Below are 13,347 nucleotides of genomic sequence, written 5' to 3'. Positions count from 1 at the left end.
TCGCTCAGGGTGCGGCGCCCACGACGTCGACGCGGACCTGCGAGGCCGGCTGGCCGGTCACCTCGAGCGTCAGCGCCCCGGCCACCGGGCCGGTCGTGGGCGGCTCGGCGACGGCGCGCAGCGTCACCGCACCCGACGCCCCGGCCACGGTCGCGGCGCTCGTGTCGGCGTCGAGCCAGGGCGCCGTGGCCACGGTGATCTCCTGGTTCACCGGGCACGCGGGGTCGACGGAGACCTGGACGGTGGGGTCGACCGCGAGGTCGACGAGGGTCGTCGAGACCGTGAGCGCGCACCACGTCACGACGCGCACCGTGGTGGTGGCCGTGGCGACGGACCCGTCGCGCACGACCACGAGGGTGGTGGCGTACTCCCCGACGTCCGGCAGCGCGTCGAACGCGATGGGCACGCCCGGGGTGCGGAAGTCCTCGAACGCGCCCGTCACGAGGTTCTCGAACCGCCACCACCAGACCTCGCCGGGCACCGGCTCGCCGGTGATCTCGGGGGTGACGACGGCGGGGGCGCCCGGTGCGTAGAGGGCACGGTCGGGGGTGAGCGACACGATGCGGAAGGACGCGGTCTCGGGGTCGGCGTCCGCGGGGCCGGGGCGGGCGGTGTCCGTCCGCGCGACCTGGGCCCCGGCGCCCGTCGCCGGGTCGTACTTCTGGACCGGGGTGCTGCGCCAGGCGCCGCCGGTGAGCTCCAGCAGGCCCGAGGCGTGCCCGTCGAGGTCGTTCCAGAACACCGTCGAGCCGCGCACGACCAGCTCGACGCGGTGCCCCGGGAACGTCAGGGCGAAGGTCTGCAGCGCACCCGTGCGCCGGTCCACCACCGTCGTGCCGCCGGTGCGCGGGTCCGTCGCGACCACGTACCCGGCGACCTCGGCGAGCGCGCCGAGCGTCGTGTCCCGGTCGCCGACGCGCGCGACCGTGCCGCACGCCGCGCCGTCGGTGCCCGCGACGCGCAGGGCGCCACCGAAGGCGGCGAACACCTCGGGGGACGTCGACGAGCCGGCGACGGCGGCGCCGGGTGACCGCGAGCGGGTCTGGGCGCAGGACACCCCGGCGCGGCCGTCGAGCGGGCGGACGGTGCCGGCGGCGACGTCGACGAGGACCGCCCGGCCCTGCACGAGCACGAGCTCGCCCCCCGGACCGCGCTGCGGGACGGGCTGCAGCCCGCCGTGCTCGTGCCGGACCCGCACCACGCGCTCGTCGTCGGCGGCCCACAGGTCGCCGCGGTCGTCGACCACCGCGCGCACGTCGTCGCCGAGCCGCAGGTCGGCGGTCGCGCGCACCTGCAGCGTGCGGGCGTCGACCAGGCGCACCGTGCGACCGTCGAGGACCCACAGGCCCGCCTCGCGTCCCGCGCCGGGCACCACGGCGAGCGTCGCGTCCTCGTCGCCGAACACGACGGCCCCGCCCACGGTCCACGTCGCGGCGTCGATCCGGGCGAGCGTCCCGCCGCGCACCACGTACGCGCCGTCCCGTCCCTGCACGACGCGGGTGGCGGCGTCGGCCACGGGCAGGCGCAGCGTCACCGCGACCTGCGCCGTCGGGGCGTCGACCAGCGAGACGAGGCCGCGCTCGGGCGACACCAGCCACGCCGCACCGTCGGCGAGGTCGACCACGTGGGTGGCGTGCCCCGCCCCCCACAGCCCCGCGAGCACGAGCGGCACCGCGGCGAGCAGCGCGCCGAGCGTCGTCCCCACCGCGTGGCCGGCCCCACGGTCAGCCCGCACGCCCCGCTCCGTCCTGCGCCCCGACGGGCACGGGCGCCTCGGCGCGGGGCGCGTCGCGGCCCGGCGGCGCCACCTCGGGGGCCGGCGCGCCGCGGGTCCGGGGCCCGCGCAGGGTCCGCGGGTCGACGGCGGCGAGCACGCGCCGGGGCAGGGGCACGCGGGACGCGGCCCGGCGCCGGACCTCGGCCGCGTGCGCCCACGCGCGGCGCGCCGTCGCGTCGGTCGGCTCCGCGGGCCCGCACACGGCCGCGGTCACGAGCGTCGCCAGCTCGGCCACGGCGTCGCCCGCGGCCGACGCCGGGCCGGTGCCGACGCGCGCGGTGCGGGCGACCTCGAGCGGGGTGCGGGCCAGGGCCACGGGCACGCCCTGCTCGCGCAGCACGTCGCACGCCTCGCGCCACGCGGCCGCCACCCGCCGGGCGGGGGTGCCGCGCGTGCGGCGCCGGCTGCGGCGGGCCGCCTTGGCCGCGACCACGCCGGCGGCCAGCAGCAGCAGGCCCAGGACGACCCCGACGACGACGAGCACGCCGGTGCGCACCACGCGCGCCAGCACCCCGCCGACCTCGCTCGCGGAGTTGTCGGCCGCGTCGTCGGCCTGCGTCGGCTGCGCGACCGCGTCGTCGGGCGCCACCTGCGGGACCTCCGGCTCGTCGGGCCGCGGCGCGTCGACGGTGTTGGTCACGTCGGTGGGCTCGAACGCGACCCAGCCGTAGCCGTCGAGCAGGACCTCCGGCCACGCGTGCACGTCGCTGCTCGCCACGTCGACGACCCCGTCGACCGCGCGCGCCGGGTCGAGCCGGTACCCCACCGCGACGCGTGCGGGGTAGCCGAGCGCCCGGGCGACCACGGCGAACGCCGACGCGTGCTGCTCGGCGTACCCCGGCACGGGGTCCTCGGCGCGCAGCAGCCGCTCGAGCGCGCCGTACGAGTGCCCGGGCAGCCCCTCGGGGTCGTACGACCGCGCCCGCAGCGTGGCGGCGAGCGCGTCGAGCTGCGCCCACGGCGTCGCCCCGGCGGCCCGCGCGTCGTCGGCCTGCTCGGCGACCCACGCGGGGGCGTCCGGCAGCGCGAGCAGCCCCGGGTCGCCGGGGGCCGGGCCCGCGTCCTGGACCCCGTCGAGGTCGGCGACCAGGCCCGTCACCGTGTACGACGTGGCGCCGGACCCTGCGTCGGTGTCGGCGCGCACCAGGGTCCCGCTCGCCGCGTCGAGCGCGGCCGCGGTCCCCGTGAGGCCCACGGGCTCGCCGACGACGGGCAGGAACAGGCTGCCGCCGGTGAGGACCTCGACGTCGGCGCGCACGGTCCCGGCACCGGACGCGTACGTGGTGGTGTGCGGCAGGGCGCTGCCCGCGAGCACGAACCGGCCGCCCTGGGTCCACAGCGCACCGTCGAACCGGTCGAGAGCGGCCAGGCGCACCCGGTCGACCGCGGCGGGGTCGCCCTCGCTGCGCACCCGCACCCGGTACAGCGGCACGGGCGGGTCGGTCAGCTGCGGGCGCACCTGGACCAGCGGGCTCAGCCCCTGGTCGACCTGCACGGGCGGGGCGTACACGGCGCGCGGGTCCGCCCGGCTGCTGCCGTCGGCCACGGGCAGCGCGGACGCACCGAGCCCGGCGAGCGCGACCACGGCCGCCGCGCCCGGCAGGCCGATGAGCACGCGCCCGGCTGTGGAGTGCCGACGCTGCGCGGCGAGGTCGACGCCCACGGCCCGGGCGTCGGCGAGGCTCGCGCCGTCGTCGGTCGACGCGCGGTTGGCGCGCACGAGGACCAGCAGCAGCGCCGTCGCGAGCAGGGCGACGGTCGGGACCAGCGCCCAGGCGTCCCGCCCGGCCGTCAGGGCCAAGCACGCGACGAGCACGACGAGCGCGGGCAGCACGACACCGACCACCAGGCGGGTGCGCAGCGCGAGCAGCACCGCGCCGTAGGCCGCCGCGGCGACCAGCCCCACGGGCAGCGCCAGCAGGTCGGGGGAGGCGTCGGCCGGGAGCGTGACGGTGAGCATGCGCGCCCAGCCGGACAGCAGCCCGTCCACGGTCGCGCGCAGCGCCGGCGCACCGGGCAGCCCGTACCGGGTCTGCGCGGCGTGCAGGCCGTAGAGCTGCCCGACGACGAGCACGACGAGCCCGACCGGCGCCAGCGACCACCCGGGCAGCCGCCGCCAGGTCACGAGCCACCCGAGCAGTCCACCGGCGAGCCCGGCGAGCGCGACGGGCAGCACCCAGCCGCGGCCGGTGAAGAACGGGGCCAGGGCGCTCGCGGCGGCCAGGACGGCGCCGACCGCGAGCACGGGCTCGGCTCCGCGGGCCACGAGGGGTCCCCAGCGCCGCCGTCCCCGGGGTGCGGGCGTCGTCACGGCCTCACCCCCGGACCAGCGCGTCCCAGACGGCGGGGAAGTCCTCGTCGGACGCGACCCCGACGACCAGCGTGCCGTCCAGGGGCGCCGCGCGCCGCCCGCGCGCCACCCCGACCTGCACGAGCGAGACCATCTGGAACCGGCCGCGCACGCGCGCGACCACGGCGCGCTCGGCCGCCGGCGGCTGGCCCGTCACCACGCCGAGGGACACGCCGTCCTCGCGCGGGACCATCGAGGCCAGCGCCGGCAGGCCGGGGTCCTCGACGGTGGCACGGGCCGCGGCGAGCAGGTCGAGGACCTCGCTGCGGTCGCGCGTGCGGTCCACGACGACCGTGTCGCCCGCGGTCGTCGACAGCTGCAGGGGGAACCGCCCGTCGACGGCCGCGACGGCGAGGGACGCGGCGATGCGGCACGCGTCCTCGAACGTGTCGCCCGGGTAGGACACGGCGCGCGTGTCGAGCACGACCATGAGGCGCGGCTCGAACGGCACGACGTTGTGCCGGACCATGAGCACTCCGGTGCGCGCGCTGGCCTTGGCGTGGATGAGCCGGTGGTCGTCGCCCGGCTCGTACTCCCGCAGGGAGTGGAAGGCGATGCCGCCGCGCGGTGCGCTCGAGGACGTCGGCCCCTCGGCGTCCTGCGAGCGTCCCGACGGCACGGACGCGACGTGGTGGATCCGCGGGTGCACGGTCAGGCGGCCGGTCGAGGCGTGGTCCGAGGCGATGCGCATGAGCCGCAGCGGGTCGGAGTGCCCGATGGCGAGCGGGCCCACGGGGTACACGCCCCGGCGCGCCGTGGGCAGCGGGTACGCCGCGACGTGCGAGGCGCGCGCGCCCAGGCTCGGCAGCGGCAGGGTCACCGAGCGTGACCCGACGCGCTCGGTGGCCAGCACCGGGGGGCTGCGGCGCGCGGCGGTGTTGGTGACGGTGAGCAGGCCGCGGGCCGTCTCGCCCTCGGCGACGCGCAGCGGCTGGATCTCCCGGCGCACGGTGACCGCGGGCCGGTAGACCATCCACAGGGCCGCGCCCGCCAGGGCGAGCAGGCACGCCAGCCCCACGAGCACGAGCTCGGGCCAGTCGGCGAGCCACCCGACCAGCGGGAGCAGGACGCCCGCGACGGCGACCCCCTGACCCGAGCGCGTGAGCACGTCACACCCCGGCGCGCTGCTGCGGCACCGGCACGCTGGACAGCACCTGGTCGAGCAGGTCGCTCGCCGTGCGGCCCTGCAGCTCGGCCTCGGGGCGCAGGACCATGCGGTGGGGCAGCACGTACGGCGCGACGACCTTGAGGTCGTCGGCGGTGACGAACGAGCGCCCCTGCGTGGCGGCCAGGGCCTGCGCGGCCTTGGCGGTCGCGATCGTGCCGCGCGGGCTGACGCCCAGCCGCAGCTCGGGCATGGTGCGGGTGGCCGCGGTGACGGTCACGAGGTACGCGAGCACGGCGGGTGCCAGGTGCACCTGGGCGGCGATCTGGTTCATCTGCTCGAGGTCCGCGGTGCTCAGGACCGCCGGCAGGTCGTCGGTGCTCTGCCCGGCCGTGACCTGGGCGACGACCTCGACCTCGGCGTCATGGTCGGGGTAGCCGAGGGTCGCGCGCATCATGAACCGGTCGAGCTCGGCCTCCGGCAGGTCGTACGTGCCGCCCTGCTCCACGGGGTTCTGCGTCGCGATGACGACGAAGGGGCGCGGGACCAGGTAGGGGATCGAGTCGACGGTCACCTGGCGCTCGGCCATGACCTCCAGCAGCGCCGACTGCGTCTTGGGCGACGCCCGGTTGATCTCGTCACCGAGCACGATGTTGGCGAAGACCGCGCCGGGGTGGAACACGAACTCGCGCTTGCCCGCGTCGTACACCTGCACGCCCGTGACGTCCGAGGGCAGCAGGTCGGGCGTGAACTGGATGCGCCGCATCGACCCGTCGATCGACTGCGAGATCGCCTTGGCCAGCGAGGTCTTGCCCGTGCCGGGCACGTCCTCCAGCAGCAGGTGCCCCTCGGCGAGCATGCAGACCAGGGCCATGCGCACGACGTCGGGCTTGCCGCGGATGAACGACTCGACGTTGCCCGCGAGCGCGTCGAACTGCTCGGCGAACCACGCGGTGCGGCCCTGCGCCGACGCATCGGCGAAGTCGTTGTCCACGCCTGCCCCCTCCCCGCGACGGCACCGCCGCCGCGGCGGTGCGGACCGCGGCGGGCGTATCACCGGGCGCCGGGCGCGGTACCTGCACGGTAGGACCCGCCGCGCGGCGGGCAGATACGTCGGGCGGGCAGGTTTCGTGCCCGTTGGGGCAGCCGGGGGCCCGCGGGGCCGTCGGCGGGGCCCGGCGGGGGAAGGGTGCGGTCATGGACGTCGTCACCGACCCGGTGCTGGAGCTGGCGACCGCGGTGCTCGCCGTCGACCCCGGCGGCGAGGCGCGCACGCGGGTGACCGTGCACCACACGGGGGACGTCGTCGCGCAGTACCGCGTCGAGGTGCTGGGGGACGCCGCCCGCTGGTCGACGGTCACGCCGCACCTCGTCTCGGTGCTGCCGGGCGAGGAGCAGGGCGTGACCGTGGAGGTCGTGTTCCGGCCCCCGCCGCCGCCCGCGGCGCCGGTGGGCGACGTGCCGTTCGGGGTGCGCTGCGTGTCGCTCGAGCACCGGGACGTCGCCGCGGTGGTGGAGGGCGACCTGGTCGTCTCGCCCGTGCAGGGGCTCGACGCGCGGCTGCGCCCCGACGGCCCGGGCGGGGCGCGCGCGGGCCGGTTCCGGGTCGAGCTGCAGAACGTCGGCACGACGCCGCTGGACGTGGACCTGCAGGTCACCGACGCGGCAGGGCTGCTGCGGTTCGCCCTGGCGCCGCGCCGGGCGACCGTGCCGGCGGGGGGCACCGTCGTCGGCCTGCTGGCGGTCACGGGACGCGCGCCGCGGCTGCTCGGGCCGCCCGTCCCGCACCCGTTCACGGTCACGTACGCCGAGGCCGCGTCCCTGCACGGCGGTGAGCTGGCGGGCACGTGGGAGCAGCGCGCGGCCGTGCGGACCTGGTGGCTCGTGGTGGGGGCGCTGCTCGTCCTCGGGCTGGTGCTGGGGTGGCTGTGGCTGCGCGGTCAGGGCGGCTCGGTGGACCTGGAGCCGGGGCTGCCGCCACCCGTGGTGCTCACCGCCGTCGAGCCCGGGCAGCGGCAGGTGCGGCTGGTGTGGGAGCGCAGCGCGTACGCCACGGGCTACGTGGTGCGCGAGCGGTCCGAGTCGGGGGAGGGCACCGGCGTCCAGCCGGTCGACGCGCAGGACCAGACGTCGTTCACGTGGCCCGAGCGCGAGCCGGGGACGCACTGCTACGACGTCGCGGCCGTCGCCGCCGGGCTCACGGGGCCCGCCAGCCCGCAGCGGTGCGTCGAGGTCAGCGAGGTCACCGCGACGCCCACGGCGACGCCCGAGCCGGAGGCGACGTCGGCGGCGGGCGGCCCCGCCTGGGAGCCCGTCGGGTGGTACGTGGTCTACAACGCGTTCCCGCTCGCCGACACGGCGTCGGCGACGGCCCCGCAGGAGCTGCTCGCGCAGCTGCAGTCCGCGGGGGCGACGGGCGTGCGCATGGAGGACTCCCGCGGGTCGGTCGCCGTGGCCGACGGCCCGGGGGACTCCGGCATGGTGGTCGTCCTCAAGGACGGGTTCGCGTCCGAGGCCGACGCGCGCGCCGAGTGCGACGCGTTCCGGGCGGTCGCCGGGTTCTGCATCGCCCGGCCGCCGGCCGCTCCTGCGCCGGCGGCGACGCCGTGAGCGGGTACACGCTCGGCGTCGACGTCGGCACGTCGCGCACCGCCGCGGCCGTGTGGCGGGACGGGCGGGCGACCACGGTGGGCCTGGGCGACCGCACGGACACGATCCCGTCGGCCGTGCTGCTGCGCTCCGACGGTGCGCTGCTCGTCGGCGACGCGGCCGTGCGCCGCGGCGTGCTGGAGCCCGAGCGGCTGGCCCGGGGGTTCAAGCGGCGCCTGGGCGACCCGACGGGTCTGCTGCTCGGCGACGACGAGCTCGACCCCGTCGAGCTCACGGGCGCGGTGCTGCGCCACGTCGTCGACACGGTCCGCGCCCGGGAGGGCGGCGAGCCGGACCACGTGACGCTCACGCACCCGGCGACGTGGGGGTCGTTGCGACGGGACCTGCTGGTCGAGGCCGCGGGTCACGCGCGCCTGGCCGACGTCGGTCTGCTGGCCGAGCCCGTCGCGGCGGCCGTGCACTACGCGGCGCTCGACCGGCTGCCGGTCGGTGCCGTGGTGGCGGTGTACGACCTGGGCGGGGGCACGTTCGACGCAACCGTCGTGGTGCGCACCGCCGACGGGTACGAGCTGCGCGGCGAGCCCGGCGGGGACGAGCACATCGGCGGTGAGGACGTGGACGAGGCGGTGCTGCGGCACGTCGTGGCGGCGCTGGGACGGGCCTGGACGTCCCTCGACACGCAGGACCCGGCGGTGCTGGCCGCGCTCGCGGCCGTCAAGGACCAGGCGGTGCTGGCCAAGGAGGCGCTGTCGAGCGACGTGGAGGCCGTGGTGCCGGTGCTGCTGCCGGGCCTCACGCGGCAGGTGCGGCTGACCCGCGGCGAGCTGGAGACGGCGATCCGCATCGACGTGCTGCGCACCGTCGACACCCTGGCGCGGACCGTGGACTCGGCGGGGGTGCGCCCGGCGGACCTGCACGCGGTGCTGCTCACCGGGGGCTCGAGCCGGATCCCGCTGGTGTCCGAGCTCCTCGCCGCCGAGGTGGGCGCCCCGGTCGTCGTGGACGCCCACCCGAAGTACGCGGTGTGCCTGGGGGCGGCGCTCAGTGCGGCCGGCCGGATCCTGCCGGCGGCGCGCACCGCCGCGCCGGGGACACCGGCGCCGCCGGGGGGCGCGCAGGGTCCGGCGGGGACCGTGTTCCCCGTCGCGGCGGGGGCGGGCGCCACGACCGACGGTGGTGGCGTCGCGGTGCGGCTGCTCGGTGAGGACGCCGGCGACGCGGTGCCCGCGGGCGAGGAGCGGCACCTGCTGGCCGCGCCCGAGCCGCAGGGCGTGGTGCTGGCGGCGACCCCGCAGGACGCGGGGGTCGTCGTGCCGGTGGACGAGGCGGTGCGCACGCGCGAGGTGCGCGGGGCGCTGCGGCACCTCGCGTCGCGCGACGAGGTCGAGGTCACGTGGCGGGGCGACCGGCGGCGCGGTGCGCTGCTGGCGCTCGGCGTGCTGGTGGCGGTCGCGGCGGTCGTCGGCGCGCTGGTGGTGGCGGCGCTCGCGCGCGGCGGCTGACGGCTCGTCAGGCGGACTGGTGGACGGCCTCGCCCGCGATCTCGATGCGGACCTTCTTGCCCACGAGCCAGCCGCCCGCCTCGAGCGCGACGTTCCACACCAGGCCGAAGTCCTCGCGGTCGATGTCGGTCACGGCGTGGAACCCGAAGATGTCGCGGTCGTATGGGTCGCGCCGCGCCCCGCCGAAGTCCATCCGCAGGGTCACCGGGCGCGTCACGCCCTTGATCCGCAGGTCGCCCGTGACGTCGAACTTCATGCGGTTGCGGTCGGCGCGCTCGATGGTGTCGGGCGACACGCGGCGGCGGTCGGCGTTGTGGTTGCGCAGGCGCGCCCACTGCAGGATCGCGTCCTGCTCGCCGCGCCACGCGACGCCGGTGCTGCGGAACTCGATCATCGGGAACTGCTGGACGTCGAGGAAGTCGGCGCTGCGCAGGTGGGCGTCGCGGTCGTCGTGGTGGGTGGTGAGGCTCTCGGTGGCGATGACGGCGGTCACCGAGGAGTGCAGCGGGTCCTCACCCACGACGATGGTCGCCGCGGCGCGGGCGAACTCGCCCCGCACGGGGCTGACCATCATGTGCTGGGCGACGAACCCGACGCGCTTGTGGGCGTCGTCGAGCTCGTAGACCCCCGGGTCGGGGATGGTCAGGCCCTGCCACTGGCGGACGGGTCGGTCGGCGGTACGGGTCGGCTCGCTCATGTCGTCCCCCACGTCTCGGGCGTCCGGCGTCCCGCCCGTCCGCGATCCGGGAGGCGCCGGTTGGACAGTCGTCCGAGAATATTCAACCATCCTGCCGGGCGGTCTGCCCCGGTACGGAACGTTTTGGGCGGTGGACACCCGCCACCCGGGGGACCCTCTGCCGGCTCAGCCGCGCAGGACCTCGAGCACCGTCGGCGCGCCCGGTGCCGCCGGCTCCACGACCACCGGGTCGCCCGCCTGCACCGACCCGCGCGACACGACCCGCAGGTAGGCGCCCACGCGACCGGCGTCCCGGAACCGGCGGACCCAGCCCTGCTCGTCCGCGCCGCCCACCCACCGCGCGAACGTCGAGCACGGCTCGCGCGGCCCGGTGACCTCCAGCACGACGTCCGCACCGACGCGCCAGCGCTCGCCGACCCGCGCCGCGTTCGGGTCCAGGCCCGCCACCCGCAGGTTCTCCCCGAACCAGCCGGGAGCCAGCTCGCGCCGCAGCTCGCGCGCCCAGTGGTCCGCGTCGTCCTGGCCGTACGCGTACAGCGCCTGGGCGGTGCCGCCGTGGAACACCCGGTCGGCCTGCACGTCCGCCCGCAGGCCGTACGGTCCCACCCGCACCGGCCCGGCGACGGCGCGCTTGTCGATCGCCGTCACCCCCACGGGCCCCGCGTCGGGGCGCAGGGCGTGCACGACGCACACGGCGAGGATCACGGCCACCCGACCAGCGTAGGGGCGGGCTCGGCCGGACGGCTGGAACGTCACCGCCGAACGGGTGGTCCACGCCGCCCGCAGCGAGAACCGGACATACCCGGCAATACGCTCGACGGGTCCGGCGCCCCCGTCAGGAAAGCACCCATGACCCACCACCGCCGCCCGCGCCCGCAGGACCTGCTGCCGGCCACGCGCCCGCACGCCACCGGCGCGGCCGTGCGCGAGCTCGTCGCCGGGCGCCACGTCCTGGTGACGGGAGCCGCCGGCTCCCTCGGGCGGGCGCTCGCCCGCCGCCTCGCCGCGCTGCGGCCCGCGGCGCTGCACCTGCTGGACGTCGACGAGGGCCGGCTGCACGCGCAGCAGCTCGAGCTGACCGGCGCCGGCTTCACCGACGCGTCGTCCGTCTGGCTGACGGACGTGCGCGACGCCCGGGCGCTCGATGCCGCGTTCGCGCACGCCGCCCCCGACCTCGTCCTGCACGCCGCGGCACTCACCCACGGCGCGCTGCTCGAGCGGTTCAGCGCCGCCGGCGTCATGACCAACGTGTGGGGCACGCAGAACGTCGTGCGGGCGGCCCACCGGCACGGGGTGCGGCGCCTCGTGCACGTCTCCGGCGCCGCTGCCGCGCACCCGACGTCCGTGCTCGGCGCCACCCAGCGGCTCGCCGAGCTCGTCGTCCGCGGTCAGGACGGGCTCCAGGCCGCGTCCGTGCGGGTCGGCGCCGTCCTGGGCGGGCGCGGCTCGTTCTGGGACGCCCTGGTGCACCAGGCCGCCGCCGGCCTGCCGGTGACGGTCGGCGACCCGGACGCCGCGCGCCGCCTCGTGACGCCTGACGAGGCCGCCGGGCTCGTGCTCGAGGCCGCCGCGCTCATCGACCGCAGCGGCGGCACCTTCGTGCTCGACGCCGGTGAGCGCGTGCGCGTCCTCGACCTCGTCCACCGGTACGCCGAGCTCGCCGGGCTGCCCGCGCCCCGCGTCACCGCCACCGGGCCCACCCCTGGCGAGGAGCACCACGGAGCGCCCGTCGGCCCGGGCGAGCGGCCCCGGCCCACCCCGGTGGACCGCGTGCTGCGCTGCCCGCCGGTCACGCGCCCGCCGGGCTTCGACCGCGTCCTGGCGCGCCTCTACGCGGCCGCCGACGACGCCGACGAGCCCCGCGTCCGCCGCCTGCTCGCCGAGCAGCACGGCGGGCTCGCCGCCCGCGCCGACGACGACGCGGCACCCGACGACCACGTCCCCCGCAGCGGCCCCGGCCCCGCGCTGCGCGTGCTCGGACCCGTCCCGGCATGACCACGGCCGCGCAGGTCGCGCTGCTGCTCACGCTGCTCGCCGAGCCGGTGCTCGCGCTGGCGGTGGCGTGGGGCACGCGGCTGCGCGCCCGGCGCGGCACCGCACCGCGCGCCCCCGCGGTCCCGGCCCGGGGCGGTGCGGGTCCCGTGCCCGACCTGACCGTCGTCGTCCCCGTGCACGGCGACCCGGGGGACCTCGAGCGGCTGGGCTGGCTGCACGCCGAGGGCGCGCGCGTCCTGCTCGTCACGACCGCGACGCAGACGCCCGCGTTCTACCGGCGGCTGTGGGCGGTGGCCGGTGCGCACGGCTTCCGCGTGCACGTCGCCGGGGCGTCGCGGGCGCGGCGCGCCCCGGCCGGCGCCGCACCCGCACGCGCGGTGCGGGTCGGGCTGCTCGACGACGCGCACGCCGTCGTGACCAGCACCTACGTGGTGTGCGTCGACCCGGGGACGGAGATCCCCCGGCCGCTCGAGGAGGTCGTCGGCGGGCTCGTCGCCGCCGGCGTCGACCTCGGGACGATCACCGCGACGGTCCCGGCGCACGGGCTGCTCGCGCGCGTGCTGCGCATCGAGGACACCCTGGCCGCGCGGCTGCGGCACCGCGTGCCCTGGTACGTGCGCGGCGGCACCCACGTCGCGCGCCGCGCCGTGCACGCCGACCTGCTGCGCCGCCACACGCGGTTCGGCCAGGGGGACGACGTCGAGCTCGGGGTGCTCGCGGCCGCGCGCGGTCACCGGGTCGCGCACCTCGACGTGCCCGCGGTGCAGCGCGGGACCGGCACGGCGTCGGCGTGGACGGGGCAGCGGCTGGCCGAGCTGGCGGGCGTGTTCCGCGTCGCCGTCGTCCACCCGCACCTGGCCCTCCGCCGGCCGTCGCTGCACCTGGGGACGGTCGCGGCAGGGTTCGGGCTGGTGCCGCTGCTGTGGTGGAGCGCCTGGCACGTGCCGTGGGTGCTGGTGCCTGTCGTCGTCGCGCACGGCGCCCTGACCGCGGCGCTCACGCGGGACCTGCGCGACCCCGTCGCGTGGCTGTACCCGCTGTACGCGCTGCTGCGGGCGTTCGTCCTGCTGCCGCTGGCGGCGCTCGCGTACGTGGTCGCGGCGGTGCGGGCCGGTGAGGCCGGGCTGCTGCGGGTGCGGGACCCGTGGTGGGCACCCGAGCCCGCCGACTCCCCGGTGATCCGACGGCTGCCCGGCCCCGGGCCGGCGCGCGCGACCGACTGGTGGGCCCGCCGCTGACGCACGTCCCGCTCGCCGTGCGGCGCGTGCGGTGCCGACGTAGCGTCGCCGCGGGCGCCGGGCGGGCCGGCCC

The 13,347-nt window shown here is 78.1% G+C and carries 10 protein-coding genes; 4 read left to right on the top strand and 6 right to left on the bottom strand.

Features of this window, described 5'->3' with window-relative positions; genetic code table 11:
- Positions 1-4: 4 nt before the first annotated feature.
- Genes Cph01nite_RS14660 through Cph01nite_RS14645 form a run of 4 tightly spaced genes read right to left on the bottom strand, consistent with a single transcriptional unit; the run spans position 5 to position 6,226 of the window.
- Positions 5-1,735 (bottom strand): NHL repeat-containing protein, encoded by a 1,731-nt coding sequence (locus tag Cph01nite_RS14660; RefSeq protein WP_203675431.1) that lies wholly within the window; start codon positions 1,733-1,735, stop codon positions 5-7.
- Positions 1,725-4,043 carry a transglutaminase domain-containing protein gene (locus Cph01nite_RS14655; RefSeq protein ID WP_203675430.1) on the bottom strand — a complete coding sequence of 773 codons (2,319 nt, stop codon included), beginning with the start codon at positions 4,041-4,043 and terminating at the stop codon, positions 1,725-1,727. The genes Cph01nite_RS14660 and Cph01nite_RS14655 overlap by 11 nt, the downstream gene beginning before the upstream one ends.
- Positions 4,044-4,092: 49 nt before the next feature.
- Positions 4,093-5,235 (bottom strand): DUF58 domain-containing protein, encoded by a 1,143-nt coding sequence (locus Cph01nite_RS14650; protein ID WP_203675429.1) that lies wholly within the window; start codon positions 5,233-5,235, stop codon positions 4,093-4,095.
- Position 5,236: 1 nt separating this feature from the next.
- Entirely contained in the window at positions 5,237-6,226 is a 990-nt protein-coding gene (locus Cph01nite_RS14645; RefSeq protein ID WP_239069282.1) for an AAA family ATPase, read from the bottom strand.
- Between the two features lie 203 nt (positions 6,227-6,429).
- On the opposite strand from Cph01nite_RS14645, the gene Cph01nite_RS14640 reads away from it, so the two are divergent.
- Both Cph01nite_RS14640 and Cph01nite_RS14635 read left to right on the top strand, forming a co-directional pair.
- Entirely contained in the window at positions 6,430-7,842 is a 1,413-nt protein-coding gene (locus Cph01nite_RS14640; RefSeq protein WP_203675428.1) for a hypothetical protein, read from the top strand.
- Positions 7,839-9,344 (top strand): Hsp70 family protein, encoded by a 1,506-nt coding sequence (locus tag Cph01nite_RS14635; RefSeq protein WP_203675427.1) that lies wholly within the window; start codon positions 7,839-7,841, stop codon positions 9,342-9,344. The genes Cph01nite_RS14640 and Cph01nite_RS14635 overlap by 4 nt, the downstream gene beginning before the upstream one ends.
- Before the next feature lie 7 nt (positions 9,345-9,351).
- On the opposite strand, the gene Cph01nite_RS14630 is transcribed toward Cph01nite_RS14635, so the two are convergent.
- Both Cph01nite_RS14630 and Cph01nite_RS14625 read right to left on the bottom strand, forming a co-directional pair.
- Entirely contained in the window at positions 9,352-10,041 is a 690-nt protein-coding gene (locus Cph01nite_RS14630; RefSeq protein WP_203675426.1) for a YceI family protein, read from the bottom strand.
- Between the two features lie 165 nt (positions 10,042-10,206).
- A complete protein-coding gene (locus tag Cph01nite_RS14625) occupies positions 10,207-10,752 on the bottom strand; it encodes an MOSC domain-containing protein (protein WP_203675425.1) in 546 nt (181 codons plus the stop codon).
- A gap of 138 nt (positions 10,753-10,890) precedes the next feature.
- Here Cph01nite_RS14625 and Cph01nite_RS14620 point away from each other — a divergent pair, with 138 nt between their 5' ends.
- Both Cph01nite_RS14620 and Cph01nite_RS14615 read left to right on the top strand, forming a co-directional pair.
- Positions 10,891-12,036 carry a polysaccharide biosynthesis protein gene (locus Cph01nite_RS14620; RefSeq protein WP_203675424.1) on the top strand — a complete coding sequence of 382 codons (1,146 nt, stop codon included), beginning with the start codon at positions 10,891-10,893 and terminating at the stop codon, positions 12,034-12,036.
- Positions 12,033-13,274, top strand: coding sequence for a glycosyltransferase family 2 protein (locus Cph01nite_RS14615; protein ID WP_203675423.1), 1,242 nt, complete (start codon positions 12,033-12,035; stop codon positions 13,272-13,274). Before Cph01nite_RS14620 ends, Cph01nite_RS14615 begins: the two co-directional genes overlap by 4 nt.
- The last annotated feature ends 73 nt before the right edge of the window (positions 13,275-13,347 follow it).

The organism is Cellulomonas phragmiteti (genome assembly GCF_016862775.1).
Lineage (GTDB): Bacteria > Actinomycetota > Actinomycetes > Actinomycetales > Cellulomonadaceae > Cellulomonas > Cellulomonas phragmiteti.
Note: the sequence above shows the minus strand (reverse complement) of the source record. Positions and strands in the feature narration are given on the sequence as shown.